General features: G+C 50.7%; 10 protein-coding genes. 6 read left to right on the top strand and 4 right to left on the bottom strand.

From position 1 onward, the window contains the following. Positions 1-7: 7 nt before the first annotated feature. The 3 genes from recO (at position 8) to acpS (ending at position 1,937) form a co-directional block, all read left to right on the top strand. A complete protein-coding gene (gene recO / locus Q3A88_RS10290; protein ID WP_010280459.1) occupies positions 8-745 on the top strand; it encodes a DNA repair protein RecO in 738 nt (245 codons plus the stop codon). An 80-nt stretch (positions 746-825) separates the two neighbouring features. Continuing rightward, on the top strand, positions 826-1,557 hold the full coding sequence (gene pdxJ, locus Q3A88_RS10285; protein WP_317177849.1) for a pyridoxine 5'-phosphate synthase: 732 nt from the start codon (positions 826-828) through the stop codon (positions 1,555-1,557). Continuing rightward, entirely contained in the window at positions 1,557-1,937 is a 381-nt protein-coding gene (gene acpS, locus Q3A88_RS10280) for a holo-ACP synthase (protein ID WP_014916247.1), read from the top strand. Before pdxJ ends, acpS begins: the two co-directional genes overlap by 1 nt. Positions 1,938-1,955: 18 nt before the next feature. Here the strand turns inward: acpS and Q3A88_RS10275 are convergent, their stop codons facing one another. Further along, positions 1,956-2,216 (bottom strand): YfhL family 4Fe-4S dicluster ferredoxin, encoded by a 261-nt coding sequence (locus Q3A88_RS10275; RefSeq protein ID WP_010280453.1) that lies wholly within the window; start codon positions 2,214-2,216, stop codon positions 1,956-1,958. A 469-nt stretch (positions 2,217-2,685) separates the two neighbouring features. Here Q3A88_RS10275 and pdeH point away from each other — a divergent pair, with 469 nt between their 5' ends. Together pdeH and Q3A88_RS10265 are read left to right on the top strand one after the other, a co-directional pair. Further along, entirely contained in the window at positions 2,686-3,477 is a 792-nt protein-coding gene (gene pdeH, locus Q3A88_RS10270; RefSeq protein ID WP_146207441.1) for a cyclic-guanylate-specific phosphodiesterase, read from the top strand. A 787-nt stretch (positions 3,478-4,264) separates the two neighbouring features. Beyond that, positions 4,265-5,779: a bifunctional diguanylate cyclase/phosphodiesterase gene (locus tag Q3A88_RS10265; RefSeq protein ID WP_014916244.1), complete on the top strand. Its 1,515-nt coding sequence runs from the start codon at positions 4,265-4,267 to the stop codon at positions 5,777-5,779. A 41-nt stretch (positions 5,780-5,820) separates the two neighbouring features. Here Q3A88_RS10265 and Q3A88_RS10260 read toward each other — a convergent pair whose 3' ends face one another. The 3 genes from Q3A88_RS10260 to Q3A88_RS10250 all read right to left on the bottom strand — a co-directional run bounded on the left by Q3A88_RS10260 (position 5,821) and on the right by Q3A88_RS10250 (position 10,852). Next, positions 5,821-7,182, bottom strand: a complete 1,362-nt coding sequence (locus Q3A88_RS10260) for an HlyD family type I secretion periplasmic adaptor subunit (RefSeq protein WP_014916243.1) — start codon at positions 7,180-7,182, stop codon at positions 5,821-5,823. After that, positions 7,169-9,421 (bottom strand): type I secretion system permease/ATPase, encoded by a 2,253-nt coding sequence (locus Q3A88_RS10255; RefSeq protein WP_039511727.1) that lies wholly within the window; start codon positions 9,419-9,421, stop codon positions 7,169-7,171. The genes Q3A88_RS10260 and Q3A88_RS10255 overlap by 14 nt, the downstream gene beginning before the upstream one ends. A 78-nt stretch (positions 9,422-9,499) precedes the next feature. Next, positions 9,500-10,852 carry a TolC family outer membrane protein gene (locus Q3A88_RS10250; protein ID WP_205567131.1) on the bottom strand — a complete coding sequence of 451 codons (1,353 nt, stop codon included), beginning with the start codon at positions 10,850-10,852 and terminating at the stop codon, positions 9,500-9,502. 382 nt (positions 10,853-11,234) lie between these two features. Between Q3A88_RS10250 and Q3A88_RS10245 the strand changes: the two genes are divergently transcribed. Further along, the coding region (locus Q3A88_RS10245; protein WP_410522758.1) for an Ig-like domain-containing protein at positions 11,235-19,466 on the top strand (8,232 nt) is incomplete at its 3' end.

Below are 19,466 nucleotides of genomic sequence, written 5' to 3'. Positions count from 1 at the left end.
CACGCCGATGGAAGGCTGGCAGCGCGCATTTGTCTTGCATGGGCGACCTTATAGCGAAACCAGCTTATTGCTGGATCTGTTTAGCGAAAGCGATGGTCGAGTTCGTGTGCTTGCCAAAGGCGCGCGAGCCCGGCGCTCTAGCCTGAAAGGCTGTTTACAGCCTTTCACTCCGCTGCTGGTACGCTGGAGTGGCCGTGGAGAAGTGAAAACATTACGCAGCGCCGAGCCTGTCTCGCTCGCGTTACCACTGACTGGCTCGATGCTTTATAGCGGTTTATACGTTAACGAACTGCTGTCCCGCGTGCTGGAACATGAAACCAATTACTCCGCTCTTTTCTTCGATTATCTCCACTGTTTACAACATCTTGCCGCACAGGATGCCTCTCCCGAGCCAGCATTGAGACGCTTTGAATTAGCGTTATTGGGCTATCTGGGATACGGCGTTGATTTCCTTCATTGTGCTGGTAGCGGTGAGCCCGTGGCCGATACCATGACTTATCAGTATCGAGAGGAAAGGGGATTTATTGCCAGCCTGGTGGTTGATAATAAAAGTTTTACCGGGCATGAATTACGCTCGCTGGCGTCGCGTGAATTCCCTGATGTCGGCACGTTGAAGGCGGCAAAGCGTTTCACCCGCATTGCGTTAAAGCCGTATCTGGGGGGAAAACCGCTGAAAAGTCGTGAACTATTTCGCCAGTTTGTTCCTGCTGCTAATTTGTCCAAACCCGCATCTTCTGATAAATAATCCCGTCTCCTCAGTACCCTGATGCTGTGACATCGGTGTAAACTGCCACGTATCGTGCATGACTTTACCGAGGATTTATCATGGCTGAACTGCTGCTTGGCGTTAACATCGATCACATTGCAACGCTGCGTAATGCGCGTGGAACGGCGTACCCCGATCCCGTTCAGGCGGCTTTTGTCGCTGAGCAGGCAGGGGCGGATGGCATCACTGTGCATTTGCGTGAAGATCGCCGCCATATCACGGATCGTGATGTGCGGATCCTCAGAGAAACGCTCCAGACCCGTATGAACTTGGAAATGGCTGTCACGGAAGAAATGCTGAACATTGCCTGTGAAGTGAAGCCGCATTTTTGCTGTCTGGTACCGGAAAAACGCCAGGAAGTGACAACCGAAGGCGGGCTGGATGTTGCGGGACAGCAGGAAAAGATCGATAACGCAGTAGCCAGACTTAGCCAGGCTAACATCTTGGTTTCACTCTTCATTGATGCGGATAAGCGGCAAATTGATGCTGCCGTAACTAGCGGTGCACCCTATATCGAAATCCATACCGGGGCGTATGCCGATGCGCCAGATGACGAAGCGCGCCAGCATGAGTTCGAGCGTATTCGTGATGCGGCGACTTACGCTGCGGCGAAGGGGCTTAAAGTTAATGCCGGACACGGTCTGACGTACCACAACGTTCTGCCGATTGCTGCCTTGCCAGAAATGCACGAATTGAATATTGGGCATGCGATTATCGGGCGTGCGGTGATGAGCGGTCTGAAGGATGCCGTTGCCGAAATGAAGAATCTGATGCGAGAAGCGCGCCGCTGATGGCGATTCTTGGGCTCGGAACAGATATTGTCGAAATCGCCCGTATTGACGCGGTGATTGAACGTTCAGGCGAGCGATTGGCTCGCCGCATTCTGACGGATGCTGAATGGGCGCATTATCAGCAGCATCAGCAGCCTGTTCGTTTCCTCGCTAAGCGCTTTGCCGTGAAAGAAGCGGCAGCAAAAGCCTTTGGTACCGGAATCCGTAACGGGCTCGCGTTCAACCAGTTTGAGGTTTTTAATGACGAACTGGGTAAACCTTGCCTGCGGTTTTTTGCTAAAGCGGCAGAGCTGGCTGAACAGATGGGCGTCAGACACGTCCATGTGACGCTGGCTGACGAAAGACGCTATGCCTGTGCGACGGTGATTATCGAAAGCTGACCGTCCGTAAACGGCTGTTTAAATCCTGTCAGCATGGTGCATGAGTACATATTTTTCCCACAACTGCTCATTGCCTTCAACATGGTTTGGATCTTTGATGATCGTGTTGTCGATCGGACAGACTTTCTGACACGTGGGGGTGTCGTAGTGGCCTACGCACTCGGTACAGAGGGTGGTGTCAATTTCATAAATGTCCATGCCCATGGAAATAGCCTGATTAGGACACTCGGGCTCACACATGTCACAGTTGATGCATTTATGGGTGATGAGTAACGCCATGATGTTCTTCTACCTTACAAACAGGACGCAGATTATATCCATTGATGCTCGTTTAAACACGCGTAACTGTCATTGATGACGAATATACTGATAAATCTGTTCCTCCTGCCTTCAATGTCCCTTTATTCCCTGGCCGTTTACTGCCGATTTCGCGCGTTTCGGAGGCTTTCAGCATGCAACCTATTGGCAGCATAAATAGTGAGGTTACAGGGTAAAATTACCATCTGTTCGTTAAATTGGTTTTATACCTATCCTTTAAACTGTATGAATCAGCTAGTGCGACTGTGTTTCTTGGGTTTTAATTTATTGATTTACAATTTAAATAAATTTAGTTGTGATATTGAACCACTTATTTTTGTAATATCATGGACATTGATTTAATCGGTATTGCCGATGACGTTTGCATCTGGAGAGTCGATGACGGTGCATGTCCGTATGATATAATTTTATAACTAATAGTGTCAGTTTAATGGCGGAACTCATAGTGCAGCAGGAAGGTCATCTTAATCAGGTTGGGGCAGGATTTTTCCAACAGGGAGACGCAGAGCCATTAGGCGCTGATTACTGGCACCAATGCCAACGGCGGTATACTTTTCAGCCCATTTACCGAACATCAGGTAAATTAATGGCTATTGAGTTACTGACTTCCGTTTTTTCTTCTACCCTGCCGCAAAAGTTCATCTCTCCTGAAAAATACTTCGCGAATATCGATGTTGAAACCCGCTTGTTAATTATTGTAGAACAACTGCAACTTTTATCTCAGTGGAGTTTTCGATTTACTCGCGACGATCTTTTTGCCTCTGTCAATATTGATGGTATGACGTTACTGGCGCTGCAAAATAGTCTGGAAGCCAAACGTCTGATCGCGGCAATGCCGTGGATTCGTTTTGAAATGGTCGAAAATCAGGGGGGGCTGCCAAAAGAAATCTTAACCAAGCTCCCGGAAGCGCAAACACTGTGGCTGGATGATTTCGGCTGCGGTATGGCGAATTTTTCATCACTTATGCTGGCTCAGTATGATTGCATCAAAGTGGCACGTGAGCTCTTCATTCTCCTGCAACAAAGTGGTGAAGGGAAAACCGTTTTTCCTGCGCTGATCGCTTTGCTATCGCGTTTTTGCAATTATGTGGTCATTGAGGGAATCGAAACAAAGGAAGAGTGGGCAATCGTTCAGGCATCGCCTGCTTATGCTGCCCAAGGATACTACCTCTCACGCCCTCAGCCGTTTGAGAATTTTGAGACGTTGAAGCTTGAGCTTTAGGTGATAACCTGTTGTTTAGGCTATCACTTTACACAGTAGAGTACCGCTGTATGCCCATCTATGTTTTTCCTTCATATTAATTCATTATATTTCCTAACATTTCATCGCTGTGCAAAATATCGCCTATCTGACGGACTATCTTTCCCCTCTAATTTTCAAGGTATAATGCTGCATTTTGTTTTATTTTTGTTATTTAATTCTTGTTTTATTTGTTATGTCAGTGTTTAATTTTAACAAAACGAGAGGGAGGAGGACTACGGATTTTGCATCAAATTATGACATATATAATCAGACGCTTGCGTTAATGATTTTATTTTTTTCTTTTAATTATTTGATTTTTAATGGTAAAAAAATATAATGTTTACTGTTAACGATCAAAAATCACTTTGTGATAGATTTTGTTGATTAAAACAATGATACTTATTGGTATAATTGATTTGCTTACAAAAATTTGATGTTCAGAATATATCGCTATGTACCCTTAGGAATATTCTTTTATTCCATTAGAGAAGCTTATAAACCGAACAATTACTCCTATTAAATTAAGATACTCTTTTGAATTTGTTGTTTTTATCTGCGCACAGTCATATGCGAGGGCTTTATGCTTACGTTGCTATGTTTCTAAACACTCCTGCTTCATGGAGCGTTTTTTCTTTCATCCTTTCTGCTCTCCGGAAATGCACTCATCCTGAAAATCTACGGGGTAGGGGCTTGTTACCGGGATTTTTCGTCATCAGCGTTGTGATTTGTACGATCAGGACCACTCGGGCCTGAGGAGAGTGTTATTGTGTATGAAATTATAATAACCCTACTGTTGCTATTGTTATTGTTTTCTTCTGTAAAAAATAGAAAAATTAAACAAAAGTTTAAAACTGAGCAGAAAAAACAAGACTTCCTCAACATGACTTTTTTTGCGATGGAATATAGCCCTGCCTCAATTATGATCGCAGATGAAAATTGTGAAATTATTTACGTCAATCGCCAGTTTATTACTATGTCTGGCTATATGCCGGATGAAGTTATCGGCAAGAAAACGAATATATTAAACTCTGGCATGACCAACGCCAGCGTCTATGAAGATCTGTGGGCTACCATAAATAAAGGTAATGTTTGGAGCGGTGAGTTTGTTAACCGGCGTAAAGATGGGCAGTTGTATTGGGAAAAGGCCAATATCGTTAAAATATATAATAAGGCGAGTAACACGACCCAGTACGTCGGCATTAAGTTAGATATTACAGAGCGGAAATCGCAGGAACATCATGATAATTCATACAATCGTGCGTTGGAGCTGTTATCAAGCGGCGCGCCGCTGAAGGATATCCTGGATGCGATCATTTTCAGCGTTGAGGAAAAAAATCCCGGCCGTATCGTTTGTTCTGTATTGCTCGTCGATAAAGAAAAGAAATGTTTGACGCTTGGATCGGCACCGAGCTTGCCGGGTTTTTATAAAAATGCCATTCACAACGTGAAAATTGCCGATGGTGTGGCTTCTTTTGGTACGGCAGCCCATACCGGAAAACGCGTAATCGCTGATGATATTTCCGTGCATCCGCATTGGTCTTTATATAAAGGGCTCGCATTATATGCCGGGCTGCGTTCCTGCTGGTCTGAACCTATCATTGGTCAGAACAAAGAAATATTAGGGGTTTTAAGCGTTTATCATCGTAAAGTGTATGTCCCAACTGAAGAGGAAATTTTCTCCATCGAGAAGTCGGCGCAGCTGATTGCGATCGCCATAGAGCGATATCATGCCATTGATATGCTGCGGCGGAGCGAGGAACACTATCGGCAACTGGCGCACTATGACTCATTAACGTCACTGGCTAATGGCCTGACGTTTGCCGAACAAATGGAACAGGCGATTCTGCTATCCAAACAAACGGGTAGAAAAATCGCGCTGATGTTCCTGGATCTCGATAAATTTAAACAGATAAACGACTCGTTTGGGCATGCTGTTGGCGATTTGCTATTAAAAGAAGCGGCTGCGCGTATGCGTGGTGCGGTTCGGGATTCGGATACGGTCTATCGCCGTAGTGGTGATGAATTCATTATTCTGCTTCAGGGGATTAAGGAAATCGATAATACACTCTATGTTGCAGATAAAATCCATAATGCATTGAATAAACCTTTTGAGATCAACGGGAAAAAGCTGGATATATCGTGCAGTATCGGTATTGCGCTGTATCCAGAACACGGCACCGATTCTCTGACGCTGGCAATTAATGCCGATTCCGCCATGTATCAAGCTAAAGCCATGGGGCGCAGTCAAACTCAGATTTATCACAATATGAACGATCATTAATAAATGAAATAAAAAAGGCGCTCAACAGAGCGCCTTTTTTATTATCTTTCTCGTAGTGCTTCTGCTTTTGCCCGAATAATCGGCTTTAACAAATAGCTGAGGATAGTTTTCTTGCCCGTGATTATATCCACGGAGGCTACCATGCCTGGAATGATGAGAAGTGGTTTATCGGCTGAACCTAAATAATTCTTATCAGTCCGTAAGCGAATAATATAAAAGCTGTTCCCTTCTTTATCAGTGACGGTGTCCGGGCTGATTTGTTCCAATTGACCTTTTAGGCCACCATAGATGGTGTAGTCGTAGGCCGTTAATTTTATGATGGCATCCTGACCGGGGTGTAAAAACGCAATATCCTGAGGGCGAATTTTAGCCTCTACCAACAGTTTGTCATCTAGCGGAACAATCTCTACCAGATCGCTACCCGGTTGAATCACGCCCCCGATGGTATTCACCAGAACTTGCTGCACGATACCGCGAACCGGGGAGACGACCAGCGTTCGGTTTACCCGATCTTCGAGCGCTTTACCTGTGGCTTCAATTTTGTTCAGGCTGGTTTGTGCTTCACTCAGCTGAGATAACGCCTCGCTTTTATAGCGGCTGCGCGTTTCTTCTATTTTATTCTCACTCTCTTTAATCGCAGACTCCGCCCGCGGAATGGAGAGCTTGATGGAATCAAGCTGGCCACGGGTTTCAACTTCAGCACGGCGCAGGCGTAGAACTTCTACTTTAGAAATCGCACCTTCGGCGATCAGCGGTTCTGACATTTTGATTTCTTGCTGGAGCAGGCCAAGACTGTTGCGGAACTGAATCTCCTTGGCTGAGAAATCCCGCAGTTCCTGCTGGCGCTGGATCAACTGCTCTTCCAGACCGGATATCTCATTATGCAGCTGCTGGCGGCGGCTGTTATAAAGCTCTTTTTCCCCTGCCGCGATTTTAGGCGCTTGCGTCGTGATTTCTTCGGAAAGCACCAGTTCTTGGCCGTTGATTTCGGCGTTCAGGCGTTCAATTCGTGACAGCAGCGCAAGCCGGTCAGCTTCGGTTTCACCGACGTTGGAGGCAAAGCGCGTATCATCAAGGCGCAGCAAAGGATCGCCTGCATTGACGACCTGTCCCTCACGAATGAACACTTCCGTAATAATGCCGCCTTCCAGATTTTGGATTTTTTGCAGCCGGGAAGATGGGATCGCTTTACCATCGCCGCGAGTGACTTCATCGATATTTGCGAGCCCGGCCCACAGGATGAAAAATAGGAAAAAAGCACCGATAGCCCACAGCGTGAAGCGAATAGAACGTGGCGAATCTTCGGCCATTGCCCGGCTCACTTCTGGCATTGTTTGCAGGCTCTCTTCATCTCCGCCGACAAAATACCGTTTGATTCGTTTGATATATTTACCGAGACGCATTGATCTGCCCCTTCTTCAACGCATCCATCACGATTGCTTTCGGCCCATCGGCAATAATTTTACCTCTGTCGACAATCACTAAACGATCGACCAGTGCCAGCATGGAAACCCGATGGGTGACCAGTAATAGCGTTTTCTCTGCAATCACGGGGGCCAAGGCTTGTTTTAATCGATCTTCGCTGGTGTTATCCATCGAGCTGGTGGGTTCATCCAGCACCAGAATCGGCGGATCGAGCAGCAGCGCTCTGGCTATCGCGACAGCCTGACGCTGCCCGCCGGAAAGCTGTTGGCCACGTTCACCCACCTGAAGGTTATAGCCATCCGGGTGCAGGCGAGCAAACTCGTTCACTCCTGAAATTTCTGCGGCTCGCAGCATCGCTTCGTCTTCGACATAGCGTGCACCGCTAATCAGGTTATTGCGCAGCGAGCCACTAAATAGCTGAATATCCTGAGGAACATAGCCGATATTGTGGCGTAAATCGCTGACATCCAACTGACGGGCATCGACGCCGTCGATCAGAATATTGCCCGTATTAGGCTGATAGAGGTTTACGATCAGTTTTTGTAGCGAGCTTTTTCCCGAACCACTGCGGCCAATGACGCCCACTTTCTCGCCGGGTGCGATAGTCAGGCTAATGCCTTGCAGCGAACTGGTTTTTTGTTCCGGATAATTAAACGTTACATCGCGAAATTCGATGCCACCCCGGATGCTCTCGCGTTTCAGTGGGCGTTCGTTATCGCTACGCTCTTGCGGCAACTGCATCATCTGTTCGGTGGTTTGCATCGTCAAACGCGCCTGCTGGTAGCGGCTGACCAGCCCAGACAGCTGGCCCAACGGCATGAGTGCTCTGCCGTTCAGCATGTAGCAGGCAATCAGCCCACCCATACTGAGTTTGCCGTTAATCAGCATATAGACGCCGACGACAATCATGGCAACACCGGCAAATTGTTGGAACCACTGCGTCAGGTTTACCGCCAGTGAAGACAGTGCCTTGGCCCGCATTTCCAGCTTGCTCAGGCTGCCAATGGTCTGTTCCCACTGGTGCTGTCGTTCACTTTCCGCATTATTGACTTTGATCGCGTCCAGACAGCTCAGGGTTTCAATCAGCGTAGCCTGCCGTTCACTGGCAAGGTGCATCGTTTTTTCAATGGTAGCGGACAGCGGCTTTTGCATCGCCCAGCTCGCCAATAGGGCGATAGGGTAGGCGAGTATGGAAACCCAGACCAGCGGGCCGCCGATGATGCCGATAACCAGCAGCAGAAGCAGAGTAAAAGGAAAATCGATCAGCGTCGTTAGCGTTAGTGACGAAAGAAAATCTCTGAGTGATTGAAATTCATGAATATTCTGCGCAAAGCTACCGACCCGCGGAGGTCGAGCTTTCATCGACATACCGGTAATGCGCTCAAATAACGTGGCGGAAATAATCAGGTCGGTTTTTTTGCCTGCCATATCGAGGCAAATGCCGCGCAGCGTTTTGAGTATCAAATCGAAAATAAACGCGCCAGTAACGCCGATAGCCAGCACCCATAATGTCGCCGTTGCCTGATTCGGCACAACGCGGTCGTAGACATTCATCACGAACAGCGGCGTGGCAAGCGCGATAATGTTCACCAGCAAACTGGCGAGGACGGCATCGAGATAGAGTGAGCGTGAAAGTTTAAGCGTATCTTTGAACCAGGATTTGGTTCTGGGGATCAGCGACGGATTTTGCAGATCGAACTGATGACGAGGTTGGGCAAACATCACCAGACCAAGGTAATTCTGTTGCAGCGTATTGTGCTCAACGGAAATTTCTCCGCCTTCTGTTTCACTGGGCATCAGACGCGCGCTGCCGTCAGCGTTCCAGCCTAACAGAATCGCTGCACGACCTTCCCGTAACAGCAACATTGCGGGGAGCGACATGTCGGAAATTTTATTCAGAGAACGTTTGAGAACGCGTCCTTGCAACCCCGCGCGTGCAGCGGCTCTTGGGAGCAATTTTACCGATAACCGTTGATTGGCTAAAGGGAGCCCCGCAGTGAGTGTCGTACGACTGACGGATTTCCCCTGCAAGGTGCAGAGGATCAGCAAGCTATCCAATAAGGGGTCGTCATGACGGCTGCGAGGGTCACTATTTTCATGAACGTTCTGCGGTTCATGAGCAATAGTCGACTCATGGACAACAGGCTCTTGGACGATAGACTCTCCGGTAGCTGATTTATCAGAACCATCCGTCTCTTGTACAGAATGCAACTTCATTTAACTCAACGTTCCCTTACGCAACGTAATTCCCCGCATATAAACCATAATTTATCGCCGTCTGACCAATGAAATATATTAATTAAGGCTCGGCAACTCGGCTTGGGTGGTGACGTTTGTCAAGCTGGTACCCGCATCAGGCGCTGGGATCGCTAAACGGTTTAATAGCTCTCCCATGCGGGAGGCGATCCGGTATTCGGTATAGAGAGAGGTGAAACGAACCTCGACCAGACGGCGCTGTGCGGTGAACAGCTCGTTCTCGCTATCCAGCAGATCCAGCAACGTCCTTTCTCCCAGGCCAAATTGCTTCTGATAGGCAGTACGCACTTTCATACTGCGGTCGGCGTATTCGGCGGCAATCGGCAGCTGTTGACGCGAGTTATTTAACGCAGACCAGGCTAACTTAAGTTCTTCGCTAAGCAGGCGCAGGGCATTATTTCGGACATCCTGTGCTTCTTTTACCTGATAGGCTTTTGATTCCATGTTGGCTTTGCTGCTACCACCTTCATACAGGTTGTAGCGCATCCGCAGCATCGCCTGCCATTCATTATTTTGACCGCGCGTTCCGTCAACGTTGTTATCCATCGTGCGAGAGAGCTCAACGTTGAGGCGCGGGTAAAATGTTGATTTTGAAGTCTCATACTGCTGCTGGGTGGCTTCAATATCTGACTCTGCGGATTTCAGCGCCGGGCTGTTAGCGAGCATGATGCGTAGCGCTTCATCCAGCGAGGCGGGGAGTTTTATCGCAGAAGCATCGGGCATCACCAAATTCTCTGGTACCTTACCCACAATGCTCATGTAGTTGATTTTGGCATCGTCCAGATTGGTTTGTTCTGTCAGCACGTTGTTACGGGCCTGCGCAAGACGTGCTTCGGCCTGATCCAAATCGGCCAGTCGCCCAACGCCTTGTTCGCTGCGCAGCCTGATTTGATCGTAAATGCGCTCATGGCTTGCAAGGTTGGCTTCCGCCAGACGGACAAATTCCTGACGTTGCAGCACGCTGAGATAGACCTGAACGGTATCTAAAGCCGTTGCCTCACTGGTATTTAATACTTTATAGGCACGTGAATTGACCGTGGCGCGTTGTCTGCCTACTTCGCTGGAGGTGGCGAAACCATCAAATACCGTTTGGCTTAGATTGATACTGGATTCCTGACGACTGAGCTCAACGCGCTTATTGGTGCTGGCGCGTGTTGAGGGGCTATCGGTCTCTTCGCGTCCGACGCCTGCACTTAGCGTGATGGAGGGGAGATATCCGCCTTTGGCCGCGCGTAAATCATGTTCGGCAGAAAAACGGCTATTAATCGCGGCGCTTACTTCAGGATGTGTATAGAGCGTGCTTTTTATTGCTTCCTGAATTGTCTCGGCATGCGTTGCTGTGGAAAAAAGGGTAATAAAAGGTAATAAAGCAAAATGGTATCTACGCATCATCAGCAGTTTTCCTTCACAAAAACTTTATTTGTGATTATTCCTATTAAAGTGTTTGAGTGTTATATAAACGCTTAACGAATTGATTTGCTTTTATTCCATTTATATCAATATGTTAATTCCTTTCCCTGAAACGTCCTGCACAAGAAAAAATAAGGATTACTCTAAATGAGTAAAGTTCTGGAAAGAATATTCCGAATTTTTTATTATATCGGTCATTGAGTCAAGCGTTTGACGCATAACGACAACACTATCGTAACGCTTTTTTTCATAAAATGTCAGGACGACACACAGCAAATCAACCTTATCAGGATGATAGCAAAAATCTATAGCCGCAATATCGCCACATTATAAAAATAATTATAGATATCAAGGAGAAAGCATTTTGAATAGTGTGATTGGCGTCATTAAGTTCGTTATTGGACAAGTTTTTATCATCGCGCTTGATGGAAGCCAGAGATTGCTGGTTGCTGGCGATCGGGTTTACAGCGGTGAAGAAGTGGTAACTGGCGCTAACGGCGCGGTTTCAATCACATTACCGGACGGCAAAACATTGGATCTGGGGCGTGATAGCCGCTGGAGCGATGTTAGCAATGCGTCCTCTCAGGCCAATGCGGATGTCGCCGATGATGTCGCGGCTATACAAGATGCTATCGCTCAGGGCGCTGACCCAACGCAAGTATTAGAAGCGACTGCCGCGGGTAATGACGATACCGGAGAAGCCGGTGACGGCGGCGGTGGGCATTTCAATCCAACGGTAGTTCTGAATTTGACGGCCGAGGTCGTGACCACTCCGATTGGCTATGATACCGCTGGCTCATCGTTTACTGACCGAGCCTCGTCCGTTCTGGATGGCGTAGATTCATCTACGTTGCTGCCTGCGGCAACGAATACCACCGATACCACCCCGCCTTCTGTCACCATTGTCATAAACAGTGATGGCACAGTAAGTTTCGTCTTCACAAAACCGGTCGTTGGTTTTGACCTCAGTGATATCACCGTAACAAACGGCGCAGTAACGAATCTGGTGCAGGATCCTAACGATCCGACTCGCTGGACGGCGACATTGACGCCAGCCGCCAATTTTGAGGGAGAAGTCCGCGTCAGTATTCCTGACGGCAGCTACACCGATGCTGCGGGCATTCCTGGTACGGGGGGAAGTGAAGCGATAACGGTCGATACTTTGCCCCCTGTCGCCTCAATCTCTATTGATAATGTCACGTCAGATAACGTCATCAACGCCAGTGAGTCAGGCCAGACGATCGCCGTCACGGGTCAGGTTGGTAATGAAGTCAAAGCGGGCGACGCTATCACCGTTACCGTTGGCATGGAAACCTACCAGACGACCGTCAATGCGGACGGTAAAACCTGGAGCGTGAACGTTCCGGGTGCTGTACTTGCTGCTAACGGTGATATCTCTGCCAGCGTCACTACGCGTGATAGCGCAGGCAATGTCACGACTGCGAATACCAGCCACACTTACGGTGTCGATACCGTTGCGCCGGTGGCGTCGATCTCTGTCGATAATGTCACGTCGGATAATGTGATTAATGCGACTGAGTCCGGTCAGACGATTGCGGTCACCGGTCAGGTTGGTAATGAAGTGAAGGCAGGCGACGCCATCACCGTTACCGTTGGCACAGAAACCTACCAGACGACGGTGAATACCGACGGCAAGACCTGGAGTGTCAACGTGCCGGGTTCTGTACTTGCTGCTAACAGTGATGTCTCAGCTTCGGTCACCACGCGTGATACCGCAGGCAATGTCACGACTGCGAACACCAGCCACACTTACGGTGTGGATACGGTTGCGCCGGTTGCTTCAATTTCAATTGATAACGTCACGTCCGATAACGTGATTAACGCCAGCGAATCGGGGCAGACCATTGCCGTCACGGGTCAGGTTGGCAATGAAGTGAAAGCAGGCGATGCAATCACCGTTACTGTCGGCACCGAAACCTACCAGACGACGGTCAATACCGACGGCAAAACCTGGAGCGTGAATGTGCCGGGGGCGGTACTGGCAGCCAATGGCGATATCTCCGCTACCGTGACCACGCGCGATACCGCCGGTAACGTGACTACTGCCAATACTTCGCACGCTTACGGTGTGGATACGGTTGCGCCGGTGGCGTCGATCTCTATTGATAACGTCACGTCCGATAACGTGATTAACGCCAGCGAATCGGGTCAGACGATTTCCGTGACGGGTAAAGTCGATAACGATGTCAAAGCAGGCGATGCGGTTACCGTCAAAGTTGGCAGCGAGACTTATCAGACGACGGTCAATACCGATGGCAAAACCTGGAGTGTGAACGTCCCGGGATCGGTTCTGGCAGCGAATGGCGATATCTCCGCCAGTGTGACCACGCGCGATACCGCAGGCAACATTACCACCGCCAATACCAGCCACATTTACGGTGTGGATACTGTCGCACCAACGGCGTCGATTTCTATCGACAATGTCACCTCGGACAACGTGATTAACGCCAGCGAGTCCGGTCAGACGATTGCTATTACCGGTCAGGTCGGCAATGAAGTGAAAGCCGGCGATGCGATCACCGTTACCGTCGGTACCGAAACGTACCAGACGACGGTGAATACCGATGGCAAGACCTGGAGCGTGAATGTCCCGGGATCCGTGCTGGCAGCCAATGGCGATATCTCCGCCAGCGTGACTACGCGCGATCCCGCAGGCAATGTCACGACTGCGAATACCAGTCACACTTACGGTGTGGATACGGTTGCGCCAGTCGCGTCGATCGCTATCGACAATATCACCAGCGATAACGTGATTAATGCCAGCGAATCCGGTCAGACGATTGCCGTGACCGGTAAAGTCGATAACGACGTCAAAGCGGGTGATGCGGTTACCGTTAAAGTCGGCACCGAGACCTACCAGACGACGGTGAATGCCGATGGCGAGACCTGGAGCGTCAACGTTCCGGGATCGGTGCTGGCCGCTAACGGTGATGTGAGTGCGACCGTCACCACGCGCGATACGGCAGGCAACGTCACCACCGCCAATACTAGCCACGCTTACGGTGTGGATACGGTTGCGCCGGTGGCGTCGATCTCTATTGATAACGTCACCTCGGATAACGTGATTAATGCGACCGAGTCCGGTCAGACGATAGCGGTCACCGGTCAGGTTGGCAATGAAGTGAAAGCGGGTGATGCGATCACGGTTAAAGTCGGCACGGAAACCTACCAGACCACCGTCAATACCGATGGCAAAACCTGGAGCGTGAATGTTCCCGGTGCTGTGTTGGCCGCCAATGGTGATGTGAGTGCTACCGTTACCACACGCGATACTGCAGGCAATGTCACCACCGCGAACACCAGCCACGCTTACGGTGTCGATACCGTTGCGCCAATTGCCTCGATCGCTATCGATAATATCACGCCCGATAACGTGATTAACGCGACTGAATCCGGCCAGACCATAGCCGTCACCGGTAAAGTCGATAACGACGTCAAAGCGGGTGACGCGATTACCGTAAAAGTCGGTACCGAAACCTACCAGACGACGGTGAATACCGACGGTCAAACCTGGAGTGTGAACGTTCCCGGTTCTGTGCTGGCAGCGAACGGTGATGTGAGTGCGACTGTCACTACACGTGATACTGCAGGCAACGTCACGACTGCGAACACGAATCACACTTATGGTGTGGATGCTGTTGCACCAGTTGCTTCTATCTCTATCGATAACGTCACGTCCGATAACGTGATTAACGCCAGCGAATCCGGTCAGACAATTTCCGTCACCGGTCAGGTCGGTAATGAAGTGAAAGCCGGTGATGCGGTTACCGTGAAAGTCGGCACCGAGACCTACCAGACTACCGTCAATGCGGACGGTAAAACCTGGAGCGTCAACGTACCGGGTTCGGTGTTGGCAGCGAACAGTGATGTGAGCGCGACCGTCACCACACGCGATACCGCCGGCAATGTCACCACCGCGAATACCAGCCACACTTACGGTGTCGATACCGTTGCACCAACCGCATCGATTGCTATCGACAACATCACCAGCGATAACGTGATTAACGCCAGCGAATCCGGCCAGACGATTACGGTCACCGGGCAGGTTGGCAATGAAGTGAAAGCGGGCGATGCGGTTACCGTTAAAGTTGGCACGGAAACGTACCAGACGGCAGTGAATACCGATGGTAAAACCTGGAGTGTGAACGTTCCGGGTTCGGTGCTGGCCGCGAATGGCGATATCTCTGCTTCGGTCACCACACGCGATACCGCAGGCAATGTCACCACGGCTAATACCAGCCATGCTTACGGCGTCGATACGGTTGCACCAACCGCATCGATATCTATCGACAATGTCACCAGCGATAACGTGATTAACGCCAGCGAATCCGGCCAGACGATTACGGTCACCGGTCAGGTTGGCAATGAAGCCAAAGCGGGCGATGCGGTTACCGTAAAAGTCGGTACCGAGATCTATCAGACCACGGTGAATACCGATGGTAAAACCTGGAGCGTCAACGTACCGGGTTCGGTGCTGGCAGCGAATAGTGATGTTAGTGCCACCGTCACCACGCGCGATACCGCAGGCAATGTCACCACTGCGAATACCAGCCACGCTTACGGTGTCGATACGGTTGCGCCAGTGGCGTCGATCTCTATTGATAATGTCACCAGCGATAACGTGATTAATGCGACCGAATCGGGTCAGACTATTTCCGTCACCGGTCAGGTCGGCAATGAAGTCAAAGCCGGTGATGCGGTTACCGTTAAAGTCGGGACCGAGACCTACCAGACGACGGTGAATGCCGATGGCAAGACCTGGAGCGTGAATGTTCCCGGTTCCGTACTGGCCGTCAATGGCGATATCTCCGCTAGCGTGACCACGCGTGATACGGCAGGCAACGTCACGACTGCCAATACCTCGCACGCTTACGGCGTGGATACCGTTGCGCCCGTTGCTTCAATTTCAATTGATAACGTCACATCCGATAACGTGATCAATGCTGCTGAGTCCGGCCAGACGATTGCGGTCACGGGGCAGATCGGCAATGAAGTCAAAGCGGGCGATGCGATCACGGTAAAAGTCGGCACCGAAACGTACCAGACGACGGTGAATGCCGACGGCAAGACCTGGAGCGTCAATGTTCCGGGATCGGTACTGGCTGCTAACGGGGATATCTCCGCCAGCGTGACCACGCGTGACGCCGCAGGCAATGTCACCACCGCGAATACGACTCACGCTTACAGCGTGGATACCGTTGCACCGACGGCGTCGATATCTATCGACAATGTCACCAGCGATAACGTGATTAACGCCAGCGAATCGGGTCAGACCATTGCCGTTACCGGAAAGGTCGGTAATGAAGTTAAAGTCGGTGATGCGATTACGGTTAAAGTCGGCACCGAGACCTACCAGACAACGGTGAATACCGACGGTAAAACCTGGAGTGTGAACGTTCCCGGTTCTGTGCTGGCAGCGAACGGTGATGTCTCAGCCTCGGTCACCACGCGTGATACCGCCGGTAACGTCACGACTGCGAACACCAGCCACACATACAGCGTGGATACCGTTGCACCTGTGGCGTCAATCTCTATTGATAATGTCACCAGCGATAACGTGATCAATGCGAGCGAATCCGGTCAGACCATTGCGGTCACCGGTAAGGTCGATAACGACGTCAAAGCGGGTGATGCGGTTACCGTTAAAGTTGGCACGGAAACGTACCAGACCACGGTGAATACCGACGGTAAAACCTGGAGCGTCAATGTTCCCGGTTCGGTACTGGCTGCTAACGGTGATGTCTCGGCGACGGTCACCACGCGCGATACCGCAGGTAACGTGACTACCGCGAATACCAGCCACACTTACGGTGTGGATACCATCGCGCCAGTGGCGTCGATCGCTATCGACAATATCACGTCCGATAACGTCATCAATGCGACCGAGTCCGGTCAGACAATTTCCGTCACCGGTCAGGTCGGTAATGAAGTGAAAGTCGGTGATGCGGTTACCGTTAAAGTGGGTTCTGAAACGTACCAGACGACAGTGAATACCGATGGCAAGACCTGGAGCGTGAATGTTCCCGGTTCTGTGCTGGCTGCTAACGGCGATGTCTCTGCTTCGGTCACCACGCGCGATACCGCAGGCAACGTCACGACTGCGAACACCAGTCATGCTTACGGTGTCGATACCGTTGCACCGGTGGCCTCAATTTCAATTGATGATGTCACCAGCGATAACGTGATCAATGCGACCGAGTCCGGTCAGACCATTGCGGTGACGGGTAAAGTTGGTAATGAAGTCAAAGCGGGTGACGCCGTTACGGTTAAAGTGGGTACCGAGACGTACCAGACAACGGTGAATACCGATGGCAAAACCTGGAGTGTGAACGTTCCCGGTTCTGTACTCGCGGCTAACGGTGATGTGAGTGCGACGGTCACGACACGTGATACCGCAGGCAATGTCACCACCGCGAACACCAGCCACGCTTACGGTGTGGATACGGTGGCACCTGTCGCTTCAATTTCTATTGATAACGTCACCAGCGATAACGTGATTAACGCGACCGAGTCCGGCCAGACAATCACGGTGACGGGTAAAGTCGGTAATGAGGTTAAAGCGGGCGATGCGGTTACGGTTAAAGTCGGTACCGAGACCTACCAGACAACCGTGAATACCGATGGTAAAACCTGGAGCGTGAATGTTCCCGGTTCCGTACTGGCCGTCAATGGCGATATCTCCGCTAGCGTGACCACGCGTGACGCCGCAGGCAATGTCACCACCGCGAATACGACTCACGCTTACGGTGTGGATACCGTTGCGCCTGTTGCCTCAATTTCAATTGATGATGTCACCAGCGATAACGTGATTAACGCGACCGAATCGGGTCAGACGATTGCGGTGACCGGTCAGGTCGATAACGACGTCAAAGCGGGCGATACGATCACCGTTACCGTTGGCACGGAAACGTACCAGACGACGGTGAATACCGATGGTAAAACCTGGAGCGTGAATGTTCCGGGATCCGTGCTGGCAGCCAATGGTGATGTGAGTGCGACTGTCACCACACGTGATACCGCAGGCAACGTCACGACTGCCAATACTTCGCACACTTACGGCGTGGGTACGGTTGCGCCAGTGGCGTCGATTGCTATCGATAATGTCACCAGTGATAACGTGATCAATGCGACCGAGTCCGGTCAGACGATTGCGGTCACCGGTCAGGTGGGCAATGAAGTGAAAGCGGGTGACGCCATCACGGTTAAAGTCGGCACGGAAACGTACCAGACGACCGTCAATACCGATGGCAAGACCTGGAGCGTGAACGTTCCGGGAGCGGTGCTGGCCGTGAACGGCGATATCTCCGCCAGCGTCACCACGCGTGATACCGCGGGTAATACCACTACTGCCAATACTAGCCACACTTATGGCGTCGATACCGTCGCGCCAACTGCTTCCATTACTATCGACAATGTCACCAGCGATAACGTGATCAATGCTTCCGAGTCCGGCCAGACCATTGCGGTGACGGGTAAAGTTGATAACGACGTCAAAGCGGGTGATGTGGTTACCGTTAAAGTCGGTCCCGAAACCTACCAGACCACGGTCAATACCGACGGCAAAACCTGGAGCGTGAACGTACCGGGTTCGGTGCTGGCCGCGAATGGCGATATCTCGGCGACCGTCACCACGCGTGATACGGCTGGCAATGTCACCACCGCGAATACCATTCACACCTACGGTGTCGATACCGTTGCACCAACTGCATCGATATCTATCGACAACATCACATCAGATAATGTCATCAACGCCACTGAGTCCGGCCAGACGATTGCGGTCACCGGTCAGGTCGGCAATGAAGTCAAAGCGGGCGATGCGGTTACCGTAAAAGTCGGTACCGAAACCTACCAGATCACCGTCAATGCCGACGGCAAGACCTGGAGCGTGAATGTTCCCGGTTCTGTACTGGCTGCTAACGGTGATGTGAGTGCGACGGTCACGACACGCGATACGGCAGGCAATGTCACGACCGCGAACACCAGCCACGCTTACAGCGTGGATACCGTCGCGCCAACCGCATCGATATCTATCGACAATGTCACCAGCGATAACGTGATTAACGCCAGCGAATCCGGCCAGACGATTACGGTCACCGGGCAGGTTGGCAATGAAGTGAAAGCGGGCGATGCGGTTACCGTCAAAGTCGGTACCGAAACCTATCAGACAACCGTGAATGCGGACGGTAAAACCTGGAGTGTGAACGTTCCGGGAACAGTTCTTGCTGCTAACGGTGATATCTCCGCCAGCGTCACCACGCGCGATCCCGCAGGCAACGCTACTACCGCGAATACCAGTCACACTTACGGTGTGGACATCGTTGCGCCAGTGGCGTCGATCTCTATTGATAATGTCACCAGCGATAACGTGATTAACGCGGCCGAATCCGGCCAGACGATAGCTGTGACGGGTAAAGTCGATAACGACGTCAAAGTGGGTGATGCGGTTACGGTTAAAGTCGGCACCGAAACCTATCAGACGACCGTGAATACCGACGGCAAGACCTGGAGCGTCAACGTTCCGGGATCTGTACTGGCTGCTAACGGTGATGTCTCTGCTTCGGTCACTACCCGTGAT

It is taken from the genome of Pectobacterium sp. HCp5_1 (genome assembly GCF_032905925.1).
GTDB classification, from domain to species: Bacteria; Pseudomonadota; Gammaproteobacteria; order Enterobacterales; family Enterobacteriaceae; genus Pectobacterium; species Pectobacterium brasiliense_A.
This window is presented reverse-complemented; position numbering and strand designations above follow the sequence as displayed.

Excerpts from the sequence above, each read along its gene's own strand:
- recO (WP_010280459.1), top strand. The coding sequence starts at position 8 with ATGGAAGGCTGGCAGCGCGCATTTGTCTTGCATGGGCGACCTTATAGC.
- pdxJ (WP_317177849.1), top strand. The coding sequence starts at position 826 with ATGGCTGAACTGCTGCTTGGCGTTAACATCGATCACATTGCAACGCTG.
- acpS (WP_014916247.1), top strand. The coding sequence starts at position 1,557 with ATGGCGATTCTTGGGCTCGGAACAGATATTGTCGAAATCGCCCGTATT.
- Q3A88_RS10275 (WP_010280453.1), bottom strand. The coding sequence starts at position 2,216 with ATGGCGTTACTCATCACCCATAAATGCATCAACTGTGACATGTGTGAG.
- pdeH (WP_146207441.1), top strand. The coding sequence starts at position 2,686 with ATGGCGGAACTCATAGTGCAGCAGGAAGGTCATCTTAATCAGGTTGGG.
- Q3A88_RS10260 (WP_014916243.1), bottom strand. The coding sequence starts at position 7,182 with ATGCGTCTCGGTAAATATATCAAACGAATCAAACGGTATTTTGTCGGC.
- Q3A88_RS10255 (WP_039511727.1), bottom strand. The coding sequence starts at position 9,421 with ATGAAGTTGCATTCTGTACAAGAGACGGATGGTTCTGATAAATCAGCT.
- Q3A88_RS10250 (WP_205567131.1), bottom strand. The coding sequence starts at position 10,852 with ATGATGCGTAGATACCATTTTGCTTTATTACCTTTTATTACCCTTTTT.